This window comes from Bradyrhizobium manausense (genome assembly GCF_018129685.1).
Taxonomy (GTDB): Bacteria; Pseudomonadota; Alphaproteobacteria; order Rhizobiales; family Xanthobacteraceae; genus Bradyrhizobium; species Bradyrhizobium manausense_D.
The window spans coordinates 684,478-702,110 of sequence record NZ_JAFCLG010000001.1 but is presented as its reverse complement, the minus strand read 5'-3'; the positions used below and the strand labels follow the sequence as shown (position 1 = coordinate 702,110).

Here is a 17,633-nt window from a genome sequence, read left to right as displayed (position 1 = left end):
ACCGCGACCTGGACCTCGTCGTGCCTCATGCACCGGCGGGTGAGCGAACCGGTCGCAACAGAAACGCCGGCAGATGCGAGTGATCGGCGGGCTCGGTGTCGGCCTCGCGCTGGCGGCGCGGTTCGGGGCGGCCGATCGACGGCACGTGCGAATGATCGGCCTGTTGGCGCGCGCCATGACGCGGTTCGGACGATGGCCTCGCCTCGCGCTGGGGCCTGGCTTCGCGGGCCGGGCGCGCGTCGCCGGACGGCCGTGCTTCGGCCGAATGTCTTGCCTCATCCGAATGCCTTGCCTCACCCGAGTGCCTTGCCTCGCCGCGGGCTTCGCGCGGCTCGTGGCTGCGCTCGCGGTCACGGCCACGCTGCGGCTTGCCGCGTCCGCCGCGGGAACGCTCGCGGCCACGCTGCTCGCGCGGACGATCGCCGTCCTCGCCGCCGCCGGAAGTGACCTCATAGTTGCCTTCGGCGCGGGGAATGCTCTGGCCGATCAGCTTTTCGATCGCCACCATCGATTTCTGGTCGAGCGGCGTGACGATCGAGATCGCGGTGCCGCTGCGACCGGCACGACCGGTGCGGCCGACGCGATGGACGTAATCGTCGGGATGGTGAGGAACGTCGAAATTGAAGACGTGGCTGACCTCGGGAATGTCGAGGCCGCGGGCGGCAACGTCGGAGGCGACGAGCAGCGGAAGCTCACCCTTGCGGAACTGCTCGAGCGCCGCCGTGCGGGCCGACTGGTCCATGTCGCCATGCAGGGCACCGACGCTGAAACCGTGCTTTTGCAGCGATTTGTGAACGACGGCGACGTCGCGCTTGCGATTGCAGAAGATGATCGCGTTCTGGAGATCCTTGGCTTCGCGCAGCAGACGTCGCAGCAATTCGCGCTTTTCATGCGCCTCGCGCCCGGCCGGAACCTGGCACTGCGTGACGGTGACTGCTGTGGTGGCGGGCTTGGAAACCTCGACCTTCTGCGGATTGTGCAGGAAGGTCTCGGTGATGCGCCGGATTTCCGGCGGCATGGTGGCGGTGAAGAACAGGGTCTGCCGCGTGAAGGGGACGAGCTTGCAGATGCGCTCGATGTCCGGGATGAAGCCCATGTCCAGCATGCGGTCGGCTTCGTCGATGACGAGCAACTCGACGCCGGTGAGCAAGAGGCCGCCTCGCTCGGTATGGTCGAGCAGCCGGCCCGGGGTGGCGATCAGCACGTCGACGCCGCGCGTCAGCTTGGCATCCTGGTCGCCGAACGAGACGCCGCCGATCAGCAGCGCGACGTTGAGCTTCTGGCCGGCGCCGTAGCGGTCGAAGTTTTCCTTCACCTGCGCCGCGAGTTCGCGGGTTGGCTCCAGGATCAGCGTGCGCGGCATGCGTGCGCGGGCGCGACCCTTCTCGAGGATGGTAAGCATCGGCAGGACGAAAGCTGCGGTCTTGCCAGTGCCGGTCTGGGCGATGCCGAGCACGTCCTTGCGTGCGAGGACGTGGGGGATCGCCTGTTCCTGGATGGGGGTCGGGGTGGTGTAACCTGTGGCCGCCACTGCGGCGAGGACTTTTTCGGACAGTCCGAGATTTGAAAAGGACATTGAGCCTCTGGTCGAAACCGCCGTTCGGAATCGAGGGTAATAAGGCTGGTCGCGTTCCACCCCGAAACGGCGCGCTCTCAAAGAAGCTGGGGGTGCTGACTCACGCGAACAAAGCGCCAAGCTCAGGAATCGCTTTTCGATTTGAGCCGCGTCGCTCCGGAACATAGGGCGGAATCGGCCAAAGTCAATGGAGCAAGCGCGGGAAGGTCCTTAAAACTCTCATGTTTTTGTCCAAATAGTGGGCGTGGCTCGGCTTTTCGCCGCTTCGGCCGGGCAGGTGGTTAACGCCCTCCTGCCGCCTGAGCCCGGAAATCGCCGGGCGCCATGCCATAGGCGGCGTTGAAGACCCGGTAATAGGTCGCCAGGCTGTCGAAACCGCTGGCGGCGGCGATATCGGCGATCAGCCGCTCCGGCGCCTCGCGCATCAGGCGGCGGCTTTGCTTCAGCCGCTCCTCCGTCACGGTCTGCGAGAAGCTGCGCTCGGCGACCTCGAACAGCATGTGCAGATGACGCACGGAGATGCCGAGCAGGTCCGCTACCCGCGCGGGTGCCAGCTTGGGGTCCTGCAAATGGCGCGCGATCAGGCGTTGCGCCAGCGAGAGGCGGGCGGTCCGGAGAGCGGCCTGTCCGCGCCGGCTGCCCGGCCTGACGATGCCGCGCTCGATCAACGCCAGATGCCCCAGCGCCTGCACGAGCGACGTGGCATCCGGTGAGCCCTCAGTCGCTGCTGCCCCGCAGGTGTCGGCAAAGCAGGCGTCGAGCAGGGGTGCCAGCGTGGCATCGCTGAAAGCCTTGGGCGCAAGCTCGCGCACGCGCCTGTCCTGCGTTGCGAGGCTGCCGAGGGGGATCTTCACGATCCGCAGGTGGAAACCGGAATCACCCAGCGGCCGGGTCCGGTAAGGCAGATCGGTATGGCTGGTGGCGAAGCCGCCATTGGCGATCGCGAAATCGCTGGAGCGCATGCCGCCGAACCAGCCGCCGGCGCCAAGCTGCTGGTAGACGCAGATGCTGTCACCGGGCGCGTGGCTGATATCGGACAGGCTCCGTTCGACGGCATAAGGCGAAGCTTTCAGCTCGACCAGACCGCCATGACCGACCTGGCTCAGCGAGAATTCCCCGTAAAACCCGGCGCGCTGTCCGCGCTCGAGCTCCGCCGTGACCCCGAACAGCCCTTTGGCGCGCACCTCGCGCCAATAGTCGAAACGATCGTGAGGTTCGACTTCGTCCGTACACCAGCGATACACGGCAGCCCCTCGCTTGCGTGCAATGGCCCCAGAAAAAGCAGATTCCAGGGGAATCTGCCATAGGCCAGCTAATGGAACCGCTGGGCGAAGGGTTGAACCGTCGCTGCGGCTGGACCGACTATCACAGCAAAGGCGCTGGGGCCGGCACGGAGCCACTGGGGAGCCGTTCTGCAACGGGAATGTCACGATGATGCGTCGATTTCTCAGACTTCTGGCAGTCCTTGGCGTGGCGGCGAGCCTCAGCGGTCTTGCGGGCGCCGCCCACGCGGAGAAGCGTGTTGCGCTGGTCATCGGCAACAATGACTACAAGAACGTGCCGAAGCTGCTGAAGGCCGTCAACGACGCCCGCACCATGGGCGATACGCTGAAGCAGCTCGGCTTTCAGGTGATGGTCGCCGAAAACCAGAACCGTCAGCAATTTGCCGAGACGCTGCTGGCCTTCGACCGGGTGATCGAGCCGGGCGACACCGCGTTCTTCTTCTACGCCGGCCACGGATTCGAGATCGCGGGCCAGAACTATCTGCTGCCGACCGACGTGCCGGCGGCGACCGAAGGCCAGGAAGAGCTGGTGCGCGACGCCTCCATTCTCGCCGATCGCGTCGTCGAGCGCCTGCAGAACAAGAAGGCGCGCACCTCGATCCTTGTGTTCGATGCCTGCCGCAACAATCCGTTCGAGCGCGCGGGTACGCGCGCGGTCGCCGGCGGCGGCGGGCTCGCGCCGATGACGCAATTGCCCGAAGGCGTATTCTCGGTGTTTTCGGCCGGGCCGCGCCAGACCGCGCTCGATCGTCTCTCCAACGACGATGCCAATCCCAATTCGGTGTTCACGCGCACCTTCGCCCGGGAATTGCTTCAGCCCGGCGAAAATCTCGTGCAGGTCGCGCAGCGCACGCGCCGTTTGGTCAGCGAGATGGCCGACACGGTCAAGCACAAGCAGGTGCCGGTCTATTTCGACCAGATGGTCGACGACGTCTTCCTCAGCGGTGCCGCGAAGGATGCGGCCGCCGCGGCAGAAGCACGGCCGGCCGATCCGCCGCCGCAGAAGGTTGCGGCGCTGCCGCCGGTCTCGGTGCCGCGCGCGCCCAAGGAGGAGACCACCAACGCGCCGATCGCCAGTTTCTCGCGCCACAATGGCGGCTGGAGCGTGACGTTTTCCTTCGCCGATCCCACCATCGGGATCTCCTGGCGCATGGCCGGCGGCGGCGATTTCCGCGAGACCGGCTTCATCGACACGCTCGATCCGCGCACGCGCAAGCGTATGCCGAACCCGTCGATCGAGCTGCCGCCGGATGCGCAGGCCGGCACGATCGAGGTCCGCTACGTCGATGCCTCCGGAGACATGCAGGGTCCGTTCCCGATCAAGTTCGATCCTGAGGCGGCGCTGATCCGCGACTATCGCAAGATCCTCGACATGACCTCGACGAGCTGGTTGTCGTTCCGCGAGTTCAACGGTCTGCTGGTCTATTACAGCCACCTGATCTCGTATCGCTGCGCCATCCGCGAGGCGCGGATCGGCATTGACACGGCTGTGCCCAACCAGGTTCTGAAGATGCCGCCGTGCGACCTGCGCGATCCCCTCGCGGATCCCGCCCGCAGCATGCTCTATCAGAAGCTTCCGCCCGCGACCCAGTTCATGTCGGTCGAATTGACCTACCGCGACGGCAGCGTGTCCGAGATCAAGACGTTCCGCACCTCGAACCGCAGTAACAATTGAGCCGATTCTCAAATTGAACATGCTCCCGACGCGCGCTGGCGCTACAATCAGCCAGGCAACGCAGCGAGGCTCGGGTCATGGAAACAGCGGATCAGACCGCCCCACGCGCGATGAAAGTCCGCTGCTGCATCGTCGGTGGCGGTCCCGCGGGCATGATGCTCGGTTATCTCCTCGGGCGCGCCGGCATCGATGTCGTGGTGCTGGAGAAGCACGCTGATTTCTTCCGCGATTTTCGCGGCGACACCGTGCATCCCTCGACGCTTCAGGTGATGGACGAGCTTGGTCTGATCGACGGTTTCCTCAAGCTGCCGCATCAGCGCCTGCAGAAGATGGACGGCATGTTCGGTGGCACCAAGCTGCGGATCGCGGATCTCAGCCGGCTCGATACCAAGTACCCCTTCATCGCCTTCATGCCGCAATGGGATTTTCTCAACTTCCTGCGGGAGGCCGGCAAGCGCTTCGCTTCGCTCGAGGTGCTGATGAGCACGGAAGCGGTCGACCTGATCCGCCACGGCGACACCGTCGCCGGCGTGCGCGCAAGGACGCCTGATGGCATCATCGACATCGCGGCGGATCTCACCATCGCCTGCGACGGCCGGCACTCGACAGTGCGCGAACGCGCAGGCCTCGCGGCGGTGGAGATCGGGGCGCCGATGGACGTGTTGTGGTTTCGAGCCGGCCGCCGGCCGGACGAGACCGAGAATTTGTTTGCGCGCATCGAGCCCGGCAAGATGATGGTCACATTCGACCGCGGCGACTATTGGCAGTGCGCCTACGTCATTGCCAAGGGACAATATGATGCGGTGAGGGCGAGGGGATTGCAGGCGCTGCTCGATGACGTCGTGCGCCTGGCGCCCGTCCTCAAGCACGGCATTGCCGACGTGAAGAGCTTTGACGACGTCAAGCTTCTCACCGTCGCAATCAACCGCCTGAGCCGCTGGACGCGGCCGGGCCTGCTCTGCATCGGAGACGCCGCGCATGCGATGTCGCCGGTCGGCGGCGTCGGCGTCAATTTGGCCGTGCAGGATGCGGTGGCTGCCGCAAACCTGCTCGCAGACGAACTGACGCGCGGCTGTCCGTCCGAGGAAGCGCTCGATGCCGTCAGGCGCCGACGCGAGTTCCCGGTGAGGATGACTCAGGCGATGCAGGTCCTCGTGCAGAACAACATCATCAGCAGCGCGCTGAAGGGCGGTGATCGGCCGCTCAGGGTGCCTCTGCTGTTGCGCCTGATCTCGGCGGTGCCGTGGCTTCAGGGCCTTCCTGCGCGCTTTCTCGCCATCGGTGTGCGGCCCGAGCACGTGCATTCGAAAGCTGCAGCATCGTCCTAGTGCAGCAATTCGGTAGGGATAATGTCGCGTTAAATCGCCGCTTTTGCGTTGCGCGCGTGCAACAGCTCACGCGCATTCAAGGACCGCGATGTGCCAATCAGGCGTCTTAACTTTCTTGATTCAAATTTGAGTAAGAACTGCGTGTGAGCGTGCGCCCATCAAAGGACACGGGGTGTACCATGCGTAACAAGTTGATTGCTGCCTTCGCCTGCACGACCGCTCTGGTTTCGACTGGCGCGGCCTCTGCCGCCGATCTCGCCGCGCGTCCCTACACCAAGGCGCCCGCTTACATCGAGCCGCTGTTCAACTGGACCGGCCTTTATGTCGGCGGCCACATCGGTGGCGCCTGGACCAACGAGCAGTTCATCAACAATGGCAATGGCGGTGGTTTCGGCGATCTGGTCCCGGGACAGGGCTATCGTCAGCGCAACTCGGGCGTCATGGGGGGCGCCCAGATCGGCTACAACTGGCAGGCCAATAATTACGTGTTTGGTCTGGAAGGCACGATCTCCGGCCTCGACAACAAAGGCTCGTTCAGGAACACCGCTTTCGGCCCGGCGAACGACGTGTTCTCCTGGCGTGCCAACGTTCTCGCCACCGTTGTCGGTCGCGCGGGCTTCGCGGTTCAGAACAACCTGTTCTACATCAAGGGTGGCTACGCCGGCGTCAACAATCGGCTCTCGGTCACCGACCCGGTTGTGACGGGTACGGGCGGTCAGACGCACTGGGCCAATGGCTGGACCATCGGCGCCGGCTGGGAATACGGCATCACCCGCAACTGGATTGTCGGCCTCGAGTACAATTACGCGGCCTTCGGCAGCCAGACCTATCAGCTCGGCGGCACCGCGGCCAACTACACCTTCGATGCCAAGCCGCGTGACATCCAGTGGGCTGTCGTCCGCGCCAGCTACAAGTTCGACTCGCCGGTGATCGCCCGGTACTGAGCAACGAAGTTCGACGCAACGAACAACTCGACTAGCAAGAAACGATCACGGCAAAATCTCAAGCCCCGGCTTCGGCCGGGGCTTTTTTTCGAGCGCGACGACCGCTTCAGGCCATCACCGAGAATCCGCCATCAACCGGGATCGCGGTGCCCGTGACGAAGTTCGACGCGGGCGAGGCGAGGAAGACGGCGATGCCGGCAAAATCGTCGATATCGCCCCAGCGCCCTGCGGGCGTGCGCGCGAGCACGCGCTCGTGCAGGCCCGAAACTTCCTTGCGTGCGCCGCGGGTGAGATCGGTGTCGATCCAGCCCGGGAGGATCGCATTGACCTGGATGTTGTCGGGCGCCCAGGCATTGGCGCAGGCACGCGTGTACTGCACGATGCCGCCCTTGCTCGCCGCGTATGCGGTCGCGAAGCTTGCGCCGAAGATCGACATCATCGAGCCGATATTGATGACCTTGCCATTGCCCGAGGCCTTCAGCGCCGGATAGGCGAGCTTCGAGCAGACGAAGGCGCTGGTGAGGTTGGTGTCAATCACCTTGTTCCACTCGTCGAGCTCGAGCTCGTGCGGCGGCTTGCGGATGCTCATGCCGGCGTTGTTGATCAGGACGTCGATGCGGCCGAGCTCCTTGACCACGCGGTCGATCATCGCCGCCACGGCGGCCTTGTCGGTGACATCAGTGGTGATGGATATCGCTTTCACGCCGCGCGCCTTGAGATCGGCGACGGCTGCGGCCGATTTGGTCTCGTTGCGACCGACCACGGCGATATCAGCGCCGGCATCGGCGAGCCCGTGCGCGAGGCCGAGCCCAATGCCGCCATTGCCGCCTGTGACGATCGCGACCTTGCCGCGGAGATCGAACCGGTTGGATGTCATGCTTTCACGTCCTGGTTTCTTCTATCGGTTGCTTTGCCAGATCAGCACCAGCCCGAAGCCTGCCATGGCAGCGCCATAACCGGCCCATTGCAGCTGGTTGATCATGAAGCTCGATCGCGGCCAGGCGACGGTACCCGTACCTTGCCCGATCCAGAGCAGCCCGACAGCGAGGGCAAACAGGCCTGCGACAAGCAGAAATCTGCGCATGCATTCCTCCCATTGGACTGTTCTGTCGCGACCCACGGCATGAGCGATCACCGCGAGTCGCGAAACCTTCCCGCAAGACTAGCCGTAGCTTCGCTTCAGGTACAATGGCTGTGGATGCAGGGCCGCGGGGGGACGCATGTCCAGACGCAAGATGATCCTGAGCGCTGCGGCTGTGGCCGCACTGGTCGTGGCCTATGCCTTCACTCCGCGCCAGGCGGATCTGCGGTCGTTCGACCCGTCGGAGATGGCCCAGCTCGAGACCGCGATGTGGCGCGACTATTACGACAAACGCTATACCGCGTTGTTTTATCATCTCTACGCATCGACCCGGTCGGAGTTCGGCTTCTCGCCATTCCGGAGCCTGCATATTGCGCTCAGCGCCGCCGAGGCGGCCCGGACCTTCCAGCCGACGCGGTCACGGCGCGAGGCTGATGCGGCGTTGCCTGGCCTTGTGGCGTACTACCGGGATCTCGCGCCGGCCGCGCCCGCGGCCTTCGACGCTGCGGAGGTCGCCCGCCTCGAGCTCGACTGGTGGCAGGCTCGCCGCGAGGCAGTTTCTCCGAACGATTATGGCCTGACCATCGCGCGCGTGGCGGCGTCGACCTACGGCAAGAGCGCGGACGATCCTGGTATCAGGCAATTCGGCGTCATTAGGGCCCAAGCGATGGCTTACCGCGATGCGCGTGGTCAGGGGATTACCGAGGCAGATTGGGCCGCCATCGAAATCCAGCTGGCGGAAGCCTACCGCTCGCTGAAAATGAGCGTCGCGCTAGAAGCTTCAAAGCAAGAGCGCACCATAACGAAAAAGCCCCGGCGAGGCCGGGGCTTTGACGTCTGAAGTTCGGATCAGCTCAGTACTTCGCGACGACCGGACCGGTCCAGTTGAAGCGGTAGACCAGCGAGGTCGAGATCGTCTGGTTCCAGCTGTTGGCGCGCACGCTGTTCACGCCGGTCGGCAGGTTGGTTGCGTCGAGGAGTTCGTCGCGGGTCTTGGTATCGTAGAACGCCGAACGATACTCGGTCTTCATGAACCAGCCGGGCGAAGAGATGCCGAAGATGTTCAGGCTGTTCTCCACGCCGCCGCCGATGAACCAGCCGTTGCGGTTGTAGCCGTTGAGGTGCACGCCAGCCGGGGTGCCGGCGAGGTTCGTGAAGGGGGTGCTGCTGAAGTGAGCGCCGGAGTAACCGCCGTTGACATACGAGAGAACGTTCGGGGCAACCAGCCAGCCAAGGCGCACACCGGCGGCCCAAGAGTCTTCAAGCTTCTGGCGACCAGTGATCGGACCGCCCGGGAAGATCGGATCCTGCACGGTGCTCTTGATGCTGCCGAACTGACCGTCAGCGAACACGCCCGCGACCCAAGTGCTGTTGAACTGCCAGTCGTAGCCGAGACCGACGGTGCCGAACCATCCCGAGCCACCCTGACGCTGGGTGATCGTGAGAGGCGTGCCGGTCGGGGTCGAGACGATGCTCTGGTCGGAGTTCGAGAGGCCGCCACCGCCACCGCCGAACACGTAGAAGCCGGTCCAGTTGGCAACCGGAGCAGCCATCGGCGCCTTCACGTACGGACGGGCAGCCAGATCGGCGGCCGAAGCCGAACCGGTCATCGCCGCGATCGCGGTCAGTGCGAGTGCAATCTTCTTCATGATAAAGTCCCCAACCTTGGTTCGTAGCAGGCGCGAGCGCACTGAAGTCCGCGTGATTTGATGCCCCGAATATAGACGGTTCTTGCCGAAATGCTGTTGCAGGGCAGGCACAGTCTCCGGAAAACGCCTCTTGGCGGGGTTCCGCGACGATGTCATGAAAATCAAAATAATCCAAACATTTTCAGTAGCTTATTCGTTTTCAGGCGCTTGCTGTTCAGGGTAGGATTTCGTTAGGAAATCGCCTTTGTCCGAAATGGCGGCAATCCTGCCTCGTCCTGGGCGCCGCCTGGCTCTGTGAGTCGTTGGCTGAGTCGTGCTTTCGGGACGGATCGCCCGCCATCAATCGTCGGGAAGAATTTGCACCGTCGCCCCCGAAAATGAAAAACCCCGGCTTGGGGCCAGGGCTTTTGAGCAGGAATGGCCGTTTTAGACGTCGAGCAGCTCGTCGCTGGCGAACTCGGCCTTGTCGGAGATGAAGGCGAAGCGCGCTTCCGCCTTGGTGCCCATCAGGCGCTCCACCGAATCCGCCGTGGTGTCGCGGTCGTCGGGCAGCAGGACCACCTTGAGCAGCGTCCGCTTCGCCGGATCCATGGTGGTTTCCTTCAGCTGCGCCGGCATCATCTCGCCGAGGCCTTTGAAGCGGTTCACCTCGACCTTGGCATTGGCGTTGAAGGCGCTCTTGATCAGCTCTTCCTTGTGCTTGTCGTCGCGTGCGTAGACTGACTTCTGCCCATGGGTCAGCTTGTAGAGCGGCGGCACCGCGAGGAAGAGGTGGCCTTCGTCGATCAGCTTCGGCATCTGCCGGTAGAAGAAGGTGATCAGCAGCGAAGCGATGTGGGCGCCGTCGACGTCGGCGTCGGTCATGATGATGATGCGCTGATAGCGCAGATCCTCTTCCCGATATTGCAAAAGCTGGCCGCAGCCGATCGCCTGCACGAGATCGGAGAGCTGCGCGTTCGCGGTCAGCTTGTCCTTGCCTGCAGAAGCCACGTTGAGGATCTTGCCGCGCAGCGGCAGCACGGCCTGTGTTTCGCGATTGCGGGCCTGTTTGGCGCTACCGCCGGCCGAATCGCCCTCCACGATGAATAACTCCGAGCCGTCCAGGCCGGCGTTGCTGCAGTCGGCAAGCTTGCCGGGCAGGCGCAACTTCTTGCCGGCGGTCTTGCGCGCCGTCTCCTTTTCCTGGCGGCGACGCAGCCGCTCCTCGGCGCGGTCGATCACGAAATCGAGCAGCCGGTTGGCCATGTTCGGATTGCCCGACAGCCAATGGTCGAACGGATCCTTCATCGCCTGTTCGACGATGCGTTGCGCTTCGGCGGTGGCGAGACGATCCTTGGTCTGGCCCTGGAATTCAGGCTCGCGCACGAACACCGACAGCATCACGGCCGCGCCAACCATCACGTCTTCGGAGGTGATGGACGAGGCGCGCTTGCCCTGGCCGACGCGTTCGGCGTGATCCTTCAGGCCGCGCAAAAGCGCGCTGCGCAGGCCGGATTCGTGCGTACCGCCGTCCGGCGTCGGCACCGTGTTGGTGTAGGAGGACAGGAAGCCGTCCGCGTCCGCGGTCCAGGCCACCGCCCATTCGCAGGCGCCGTGCGCGCCGTTGCGCCCCGACTTGCCGGAGAAGATGTCCGGGTGCACCAGCGTGTCGGCGTGGATCGCAGCCGCCAGATAATCCTTGAGGCCGCCGGGGAAGTGGAAGGTTGCTTCCGCCGGCACGTCTTCGACGCCCTTGAGCAGTTCGGGCGCGCAGTTCCAGCGGATCTCGACGCCGCCGAACAGATAGGCCTTCGAGCGCGTCATCTTGAACAGGCGCTGCGGCTTGAACGCGGCCTTGGGCCCGAAGATTTCGGTGTCGGGCTTGAAGCGAACGCGCGTGCCGCGGCGGTTGTTGACCTTGCCGAGGTCCTCGAGCTTGCCCTTGGGGTGGCCGCGCTCGAAGCTCATGCGGTAGAGCTTCTGGCTGCGCGCGACCTCGACTTCGAGACGCGAGGAGAGGGCGTTCACCACGGAGATGCCGACGCCGTGCAGACCTCCCGACGTCTCGTAGACCTTGCTGTCGAACTTGCCGCCCGAATGCAGCGTGCACATGATGACTTCGAGCGCCGACTTCTTCGGGAACTTCGGATGCGGATCAACAGGGATGCCGCGGCCATTGTCGGTGACGGTGAGAAAACCGTCCGCGCTCAGCTCGACGCCGATGAAGGTCGCGTGTCCTGCCAGCGCCTCGTCCATCGAGTTGTCGATGACTTCGGCGAAGAGATGATGCAGCGCCTTCTCGTCGGTGCCGCCGATATACATGCCGGGCCGGCGCCGCACCGGTTCCAGGCCTTCCAGCACCTCGATGTCGGCGGCCGTGTAGTCGGCCTCGGCGCCGCTCGCGCGCGGCGCTGCCTTCGCGGTGCTGCCGCGGGTCTTCGGCTCGTTGCCGTCGAACAGGTCGTCTTTGGCTTTGGTTTTCAATTGCTTGGACATATATCTTGATGCGTTTTGAGGGCCGTGCAAACGGCGAATCGGCTGGCCCGACTATGCCACTTCTGGCTCCGAAAGGTCACCGTAGGGCAGGCCGGGCGTCGTGGGTGGGAGTTAATCCCGGCGATTTTGCGCCGCAAGCTAACCAAGTCCCGGCAATTTGACGGTTCTGTCGTTCCCAGTCCGGTTTTGTGACTTGATGTCACACAAGTGCTTGGCTTACCAGTCTTTTCCATCTGGCAGGACCTCGGGACGGGGCGGGAAGGCTATTTTCGGAATGGAGCAGTTTGCGCACGCACTGGCGGATTTCGTGCGCCTTCACCAGGCTTGGGCCGCACCGATCGTGCTGTTGCTCGCGTTCGGGGAATCGCTCGCCTTCATCTCGCTGCTGATCCCGGCCTGGGGCGCACTGGTCGCCATCGGCGCGCTGATCGGGGCGAGCGGCATCAGCTTCTATCCGATCTGGATCGCCGGCGCGATCGGCGCGGCCCTAGGCGACTGGGTCTCCTACTGGTTCGGTTATCGCTACAAGGAGCAGGTCGCGAAGATGTGGCCCTTGTCGCGCTATCCGGAGATCCTTCCCAAGGGCGAGGCGTTCGTGCGGAGCTGGGGCGTGCCCAGCATTTTCATCGGCCGCTTCTTCGGCCCTCTGCGCGCCTCCGTGCCGCTTGCGGCGGGCATTTTCGAAATGCCCTACTGGAGCTTCCAGGCCGCCAATTTCGTCTCGGCGCTGGTCTGGTCGGCAGCGCTCCTGCTGTTCGGCGACGTCATCGCGAAGATCATGGAATGGCTCTGGCAGGTGATTTGACGCGGTGATCCTTGACGGGAACCGCCGCCGGCCTTATAGCCGCGCGCCATGATCAACGCCGCGACCATCCTGTTCGCTCGTCGCCGCCGCCGCATATCAGCGGTTTGGGCGGTCGATCGCGTTTGAGATCATCGTCTTTGCCGCTGGATCCGATCCGCGGCATTCTCTCTCCTGTCAGCGCGATCTGATCCGGCGGCTCCCCGAGGAGGCCCAGCAGGAGACCACGATGTATACGCCCCCCCATTTCAAGTCGGACCGCGCCGCGAGCCTGAAATTCGCAGGCGAGCGCGGCTTCGGCACCATGTGTGCCTTCGACGGCCATAAGCCGATCGCATCACCGTTGCCGTTCTACCTGACCTACGCGGCCGACGGCACGCCGCAGGCTGCCTTTCATGTCGCCCGTCACAATCCGCTGGTAAGGTTGGCCGATGGCGCGACCTCCTGGCTGCTCGCGGTCAACGGGCCCGATGCCTATGTGTCGCCCGACTGGTACGTCTCGCCGGATCAGGTGCCGACCTGGCTCTACCAGTCGGTGCATCTGAGCGGTCCAGTGAAATTGTTATCGGATGGCGAACTGGCTGTGCAAATCGACACGCTCAGCGACATCTTCGAAAACTGGCTGTTGCCGAAGAAGCCGTGGACTTCGGACAAGATGACGGCCGGGCGGCTCGAGGCGCTGAAGAAGGGGATCGTGGGTCTGGTCATGACGATTGAACAGGTCGAAGGCAGCTTCAAGCTCAACCAGCACAAATCGGACGCCGATTACACGGCGATCGCCAATGCGCTCGGCGCGCAAGCCAACGCCGACGCGCGTAAGATCGCACAACTGATGCAGGACGTGAGGCCCGAGGCCTTCGCGAACGAAACCAAAATGCTCGAAAGGAGCGCGCCATGAGTCTGACGGAAACCACCAAAGCCCCAACCTCCGGCGCAGCCAGGAAGCCCGCCACCGTCTTCGTCGATGGCGGCTCCGGCACCACCGGGCTCGGCATCAACGAGCGGCTGAAGCTCCAGGGCGACGTCGTGGTGAAGACCATTGCCGACGACAAGCGCAAGGACCCCGCGGCCAAGAAGGCGCTGATGGAGGAGGTCGATCTCGTCATCCTCTGTCTGCCGGATGACGCCGCCAGGGAGACGGTCGCGTTGATCGACAGCATGGGCGCCTCGGGGCCGAAGGTGCTGGACGCGTCCACCGCCTACCGGGTCGCGCCGGACTGGGCCTACGGCTTCGCGGAACTGGCGCCCGACCAGGCGGCCAAGATCAAGGCCGCGAAGAAGGTCTCCAATCCCGGCTGCTATCCGACCGGCGCGATCGCGCTGCTGCGGCCCATCGTCGATGCCGGCCTGCTGCCGCCTGATCATCCCGTCACCATCAACGCGGTGAGCGGCTATTCCGGTGGCGGCAAGTCGATGATCGCGAGTTACGAGGACGGCAGCGCGCCGTCTTTCGAGCTCTACGGTCTCGGCTTCGAGCACAAGCATCTGCCGGAGATGCAGCTCTATTCGCACCTGACGCGGCGACCGATCTTCATCCCGTCCGTCAGCAATTACCGGCAAGGCATGCTGGTCTCGGTGCCGCTCCAACTCGACGCCCTGCCGGGCAAGCCGACGGGTGCAGAACTGCAAGCTGCGCTGGCCAAGCGCTACGCCGGCGCGAAATACGTCAAGGCGATGCCACTGCAGAACGAGGCGGCCAAGAGCGGGAAGCTCGAGCCGGAGGCGCTCAACGAAACCAACATGCTCGAGCTCTACGTCTTCGCCAGCGACAAATATCACCAGGCCGTGCTGGTCGCGCGGCTGGACAATCTCGGCAAGGGCGCATCGGGTGCGGCCGTGCAGAACATGCGGTTGATGCTCGGCCTGCCGGAGGAGTAGGGCTGGCCTTGCCGGAGCGCGGGAGCCATGGACGAGACCACGCTGCAATTCTATCGGCGGAACGCCCAGTTCTATGCGGACTGGGCGAAAGCACCGTCGACGCGGCTCAAGGACTTTCTCGCCTTGCTGCCACCCGGCGGCGCGATCCTCGAACTCGGCTGCGGCGCCGGCAATCATGCCGCCGTGATGCTGGCTGAAGGTTTTTCGCTGCGCGCGACCGATGGCTCGCCTGAAATGGCTGCGATCGCGTCGCGGCGGCTCGGCCATCCCGTCGAGGCGATGCGGTTCGACCAGCTCGATGCGCGCGAGGCCTATGACGGCGTCTGGGCCAGCGCCTGTCTCCTGCACGTCCCGCGTGACGAACTCGCCGGCATCCTCGGGCGGATTCACCGCGCGCTGAAACCGTCCGGCGTGTTCTATGCCAGCTACAAGATAGGTGAGGTCGACGGCCGGGACAGTCTCGGACGCTACTACAGCTACGTATCGCCAGAGTGGCTCGCGACGACGTACGCCAGCGCCGGTCCATGGATCACGTTGTCGTCGGAGACCAACGTGATCCAGAGTTTTGATCAGACGCCGGCCAGCATGCTGAACCTTGTCGTCCGCAAGCCCGGCGCATGATCTGCTAAAGCACCTTGAAGATCGCGAGCGCCAGCACGGCCTGCGCCAGGAAACCGACGGTGAAGGCGAGGGTCCGGAACACGGGAATTCCCAGCGCATAGACGATCAGATGCGCGACGCGTGCCCAGAAATAGACCACGCAGGCGAGCACGGTCCATTTCGAGGAATAGTCGATCGCGTTCAGGATCAGCACCAGCGGCGCGAACAGCACGAGGTTCTCGACCGCGTTGTCATGCGCGAACATCAGGCGGTTGGCCCATTCGGCCTGCGGCTTGGCGTTGCGCGACGGATTGGCCATCGCGCCCGAGAGGCCTCGAATCTGGCAACGGTTGATAGTGTAGGGAATCCAGAGGATCCCGGTCAGGATCACCGTACACGTCAGCCAGAACAATTCGCGAGTCATGATGCCATCCCCTCCAAAATCGATGCCGTGAGCTTATACGAAAATGCGCGCCGCAGCGCTATGCACGAACCCTGACATAGCTGCCGGGCGCGTCCTCGATCGGCGGGAAGGCCTCGCTGCCGACGCTGCGCGCGGGCACTTCCTCGGGATCGAGCCCGCCGAGCCATTCGCGCCAGTCCGGCCACCACGAACCCTTGTGCTCCACCGCGCCTTTCATCCACTGCGCGACGTTGACGTCCTTGATGTTGTCGTTGGTCCAGTACTGGTACTTGTTCGAGGCCGGCGGATTGACGACGCCGGCGATGTGGCCCGAGCCGGACAGCACGTATCTCACGGGACCGCCGAAGAACTGCGAGCCGTACAACACCGATTCCGCCGGCGCGATGTGGTCCTCGCGCGTGGCGAGGTTGTAGACGGGCACCTTGACCTTGGACAGGTCGAGCAGCGTGTTGTCGAGCACCATGGTGCCGGTCGACAGACGGTTCTCCAGGTAGCAGTTGCGCAGATAGTAGGAATGGTTCGCCTGCGTCATCCGCGTTGCGTCGGAATTCCAGTGCAACAGGTCGAACGCGCTCGGCTGCTGGCCCTTGAGGTAATTGCTGACGACATAGGACCAGATCAGATCGTTGGAGCGCAGCATGTTGAAGGCCATCGCCATCTTGGAGCCTTCGAGCACGCCTGAGGCCTTCATGTCCTGCTCGAGTGCTGCGATCTGCTCCTCGTCGACGAAAACAAGGAGATCGCCGGCATGGGTGAAATCCACCTGGGCGGCAAAGAACGTCGCCGACGTGACGCGCTGACGGCGCTTCTCGGCGAGCCAGGCCAGCGTGGTTGCGAGCATGGTGCCGCCGACGCAATAGCCGGCGGTGTGCACCTTCATCTCGCCGGTGATCTTCTCGATCACATCCATCGCCGTGAGCGGGCCTTGCTTCATGTAGTCTTCCCAGCCCTTGGCGCCGAGCTTCCTGTCGGGATTGACCCATGAGATCACGAACACGGTGATGCCCTGGTCGACGCACCACTTGATGTAGGATTTCTCCGGCTTGAGATCGAGGATGTAGAACTTGTTGATCCAGGGCGGGATGATCAGCAGCGGTGTGCGCAGCACCTTCTCCGTGGTCGGCGCATATTGGATCAGCTGCATCATCTCGTTCTGAAAGATCACCTTGCCCGGCGTCGTCGCCATGTTGACGCCGACGACGAGATTGTCCGGGTCGGACTGGCGGATCTTCAGCATGCCCTTGCCGGCGGCGATGTCCTCCGCCAGCATGGTCAGGCCACGCGCGAGGTTCTCGCCGTTGCTCGCAACCGTCTCGCGCAGCACTTCCGGATTGGTCAGCACGAAGTTCGAGGGCGAGATCGCGTTGGTGACCTGCTGGACGTAGAACTCGGCCTTGCGGCGGGTCGCCGGATCGAGCTCGGCGTCGCGCACCAGCTCCTGAGCGAACTTGGTGGTGAGCAGATAGAGCTGCATCACGAAGTCGAAGAACTGGTTCGACTTCCATTCCGGATCGGCAAAGCGCTTGTCGCGCGGCGAGGGCGCGATCGCGGGCTGCGCCTCCTGGCCGGCCAACCGCCGCGCCGCCGAACCCCAGAGATCGAGGTAATCCTTGGCGAGTTTGGTCTGCAGATCGGACGAGCGCGACTGGTCCGACAGCCAATATTCGGCGACCGAGGTGAAAGTCTTGACGACCTCGGTGAGCTCGGCCGGCGGACGGTCCTGAACCTCGCCGCTTTCGCGGGGCTTCAGGTACGCGGCGAGCGCCTTGCCGCCGCTCTCCATCGCCCGCGCGAGATTCATCGCGAAGGCTTCCGCATCGAATTTCATTTCGGACTTTGACCCTGACGTTGAGCCGGGCCTTGGCGTGTCGGTCGTCGTGGCGGTACTCATGAGGACAACAGTAACGATTCATTCCGT

The 17,633-nt window shown here is 64.0% G+C and carries 16 protein-coding genes; 8 read left to right on the top strand and 8 right to left on the bottom strand.

What is annotated here, in order from left to right; genetic code table 11:
• Window positions 1-25 precede the first annotated feature (25 nt).
• A complete protein-coding gene (locus JQ621_RS03435) occupies window positions 26-1,576 on the bottom strand; it encodes a DEAD/DEAH box helicase (RefSeq protein ID WP_212232994.1) in 1,551 nt (516 codons plus the stop codon).
• A gap of 281 nt (window positions 1,577-1,857) precedes the next feature.
• Entirely contained in the window at window positions 1,858-2,820 is a 963-nt protein-coding gene (locus JQ621_RS03430; protein WP_212232993.1) for a helix-turn-helix domain-containing protein, read from the bottom strand.
• A gap of 187 nt (window positions 2,821-3,007) precedes the next feature.
• Between JQ621_RS03430 and JQ621_RS03425 the strand changes: the two genes are divergently transcribed.
• The 3 genes from JQ621_RS03425 (at window position 3,008) to JQ621_RS03415 (ending at window position 6,806) form a co-directional block, all read left to right on the top strand.
• Complete coding sequence (locus JQ621_RS03425) at window positions 3,008-4,534, top strand: caspase family protein (RefSeq protein WP_212232992.1); 1,527 nt, start codon at window positions 3,008-3,010, stop codon at window positions 4,532-4,534.
• 77 nt (window positions 4,535-4,611) lie between these two features.
• Window positions 4,612-5,862: an FAD-dependent oxidoreductase gene (locus tag JQ621_RS03420; protein WP_212232991.1), complete on the top strand. Its 1,251-nt coding sequence runs from the start codon at window positions 4,612-4,614 to the stop codon at window positions 5,860-5,862.
• Window positions 5,863-6,041: 179 nt separating this feature from the next.
• Window positions 6,042-6,806: an outer membrane protein gene (locus tag JQ621_RS03415; RefSeq protein WP_212232990.1), complete on the top strand. Its 765-nt coding sequence runs from the start codon at window positions 6,042-6,044 to the stop codon at window positions 6,804-6,806.
• A gap of 106 nt (window positions 6,807-6,912) precedes the next feature.
• Here JQ621_RS03415 and JQ621_RS03410 read toward each other — a convergent pair whose 3' ends face one another.
• The gene (locus JQ621_RS03410) at window positions 6,913-7,683 is read right to left on the bottom strand and encodes an SDR family NAD(P)-dependent oxidoreductase (protein WP_212232989.1); all 771 of its coding nucleotides are present in this window, start codon (window positions 7,681-7,683) and stop codon (window positions 6,913-6,915) included.
• A 21-nt stretch (window positions 7,684-7,704) separates the two neighbouring features.
• Entirely contained in the window at window positions 7,705-7,890 is a 186-nt protein-coding gene (locus JQ621_RS03405; RefSeq protein WP_212232988.1) for a hypothetical protein, read from the bottom strand.
• 172 nt (window positions 7,891-8,062) lie between these two features.
• On the opposite strand from JQ621_RS03405, the gene JQ621_RS03400 reads away from it, so the two are divergent.
• The gene (locus JQ621_RS03400; RefSeq protein WP_212232987.1) at window positions 8,063-8,728 is read left to right on the top strand and encodes a hypothetical protein; all 666 of its coding nucleotides are present in this window, start codon (window positions 8,063-8,065) and stop codon (window positions 8,726-8,728) included.
• Window positions 8,729-8,741: 13 nt separating this feature from the next.
• Here the strand turns inward: JQ621_RS03400 and JQ621_RS03395 are convergent, their stop codons facing one another.
• Entirely contained in the window at window positions 8,742-9,536 is a 795-nt protein-coding gene (locus tag JQ621_RS03395; RefSeq protein WP_212232986.1) for an outer membrane protein, read from the bottom strand.
• Window positions 9,537-9,962: 426 nt separating this feature from the next.
• On the bottom strand, window positions 9,963-12,011 hold the full coding sequence (parE, locus tag JQ621_RS03390; RefSeq protein ID WP_212232985.1) for a DNA topoisomerase IV subunit B: 2,049 nt from the start codon (window positions 12,009-12,011) through the stop codon (window positions 9,963-9,965).
• A gap of 274 nt (window positions 12,012-12,285) precedes the next feature.
• Here parE and JQ621_RS03385 point away from each other — a divergent pair, with 274 nt between their 5' ends.
• From JQ621_RS03385 to JQ621_RS03370, 4 genes are all read left to right on the top strand, one after another.
• Complete coding sequence (locus JQ621_RS03385; RefSeq protein WP_212232984.1) at window positions 12,286-12,816, top strand: DedA family protein; 531 nt, start codon at window positions 12,286-12,288, stop codon at window positions 12,814-12,816.
• A gap of 226 nt (window positions 12,817-13,042) precedes the next feature.
• Complete coding sequence (locus tag JQ621_RS03380) at window positions 13,043-13,711, top strand: FMN-binding negative transcriptional regulator (protein WP_212232983.1); 669 nt, start codon at window positions 13,043-13,045, stop codon at window positions 13,709-13,711.
• Window positions 13,708-14,691 (top strand): N-acetyl-gamma-glutamyl-phosphate reductase, encoded by a 984-nt coding sequence (gene argC / locus JQ621_RS03375; RefSeq protein WP_212232982.1) that lies wholly within the window; start codon window positions 13,708-13,710, stop codon window positions 14,689-14,691. The genes JQ621_RS03380 and argC overlap by 4 nt, the downstream gene beginning before the upstream one ends.
• Window positions 14,692-14,718: 27 nt before the next feature.
• Entirely contained in the window at window positions 14,719-15,312 is a 594-nt protein-coding gene (locus JQ621_RS03370) for a class I SAM-dependent methyltransferase (protein WP_212232981.1), read from the top strand.
• 4 nt (window positions 15,313-15,316) lie between these two features.
• On the opposite strand, the gene JQ621_RS03365 is transcribed toward JQ621_RS03370, so the two are convergent.
• Window positions 15,317-15,715, bottom strand: a complete 399-nt coding sequence (locus JQ621_RS03365; protein ID WP_212232980.1) for an MAPEG family protein — start codon at window positions 15,713-15,715, stop codon at window positions 15,317-15,319.
• Window positions 15,716-15,773: 58 nt separating this feature from the next.
• Window positions 15,774-17,543 carry a PHA/PHB synthase family protein gene (locus tag JQ621_RS03360; RefSeq protein WP_212232979.1) on the bottom strand — a complete coding sequence of 590 codons (1,770 nt, stop codon included), beginning with the start codon at window positions 17,541-17,543 and terminating at the stop codon, window positions 15,774-15,776.
• Between the last annotated feature and the right edge of the window lie 90 nt (window positions 17,544-17,633).

Excerpts from the sequence above, each read along its gene's own strand:
- JQ621_RS03435 (WP_212232994.1), bottom strand. The coding sequence starts at position 1,576 with ATGTCCTTTTCAAATCTCGGACTGTCCGAAAAAGTCCTCGCCGCAGTG.
- JQ621_RS03425 (WP_212232992.1), top strand. The coding sequence starts at position 3,008 with ATGATGCGTCGATTTCTCAGACTTCTGGCAGTCCTTGGCGTGGCGGCG.
- JQ621_RS03420 (WP_212232991.1), top strand. The coding sequence starts at position 4,612 with ATGGAAACAGCGGATCAGACCGCCCCACGCGCGATGAAAGTCCGCTGC.
- JQ621_RS03415 (WP_212232990.1), top strand. The coding sequence starts at position 6,042 with ATGCGTAACAAGTTGATTGCTGCCTTCGCCTGCACGACCGCTCTGGTT.
- JQ621_RS03410 (WP_212232989.1), bottom strand. The coding sequence starts at position 7,683 with ATGACATCCAACCGGTTCGATCTCCGCGGCAAGGTCGCGATCGTCACA.
- JQ621_RS03405 (WP_212232988.1), bottom strand. The coding sequence starts at position 7,890 with ATGCGCAGATTTCTGCTTGTCGCAGGCCTGTTTGCCCTCGCTGTCGGG.
- JQ621_RS03395 (WP_212232986.1), bottom strand. The coding sequence starts at position 9,536 with ATGAAGAAGATTGCACTCGCACTGACCGCGATCGCGGCGATGACCGGT.
- parE (WP_212232985.1), bottom strand. The coding sequence starts at position 12,011 with ATGTCCAAGCAATTGAAAACCAAAGCCAAAGACGACCTGTTCGACGGC.
- JQ621_RS03385 (WP_212232984.1), top strand. The coding sequence starts at position 12,286 with ATGGAGCAGTTTGCGCACGCACTGGCGGATTTCGTGCGCCTTCACCAG.
- JQ621_RS03380 (WP_212232983.1), top strand. The coding sequence starts at position 13,043 with ATGTATACGCCCCCCCATTTCAAGTCGGACCGCGCCGCGAGCCTGAAA.
- argC (WP_212232982.1), top strand. The coding sequence starts at position 13,708 with ATGAGTCTGACGGAAACCACCAAAGCCCCAACCTCCGGCGCAGCCAGG.
- JQ621_RS03370 (WP_212232981.1), top strand. The coding sequence starts at position 14,719 with ATGGACGAGACCACGCTGCAATTCTATCGGCGGAACGCCCAGTTCTAT.
- JQ621_RS03365 (WP_212232980.1), bottom strand. The coding sequence starts at position 15,715 with ATGACTCGCGAATTGTTCTGGCTGACGTGTACGGTGATCCTGACCGGG.
- JQ621_RS03360 (WP_212232979.1), bottom strand. The coding sequence starts at position 17,543 with ATGAAATTCGATGCGGAAGCCTTCGCGATGAATCTCGCGCGGGCGATG.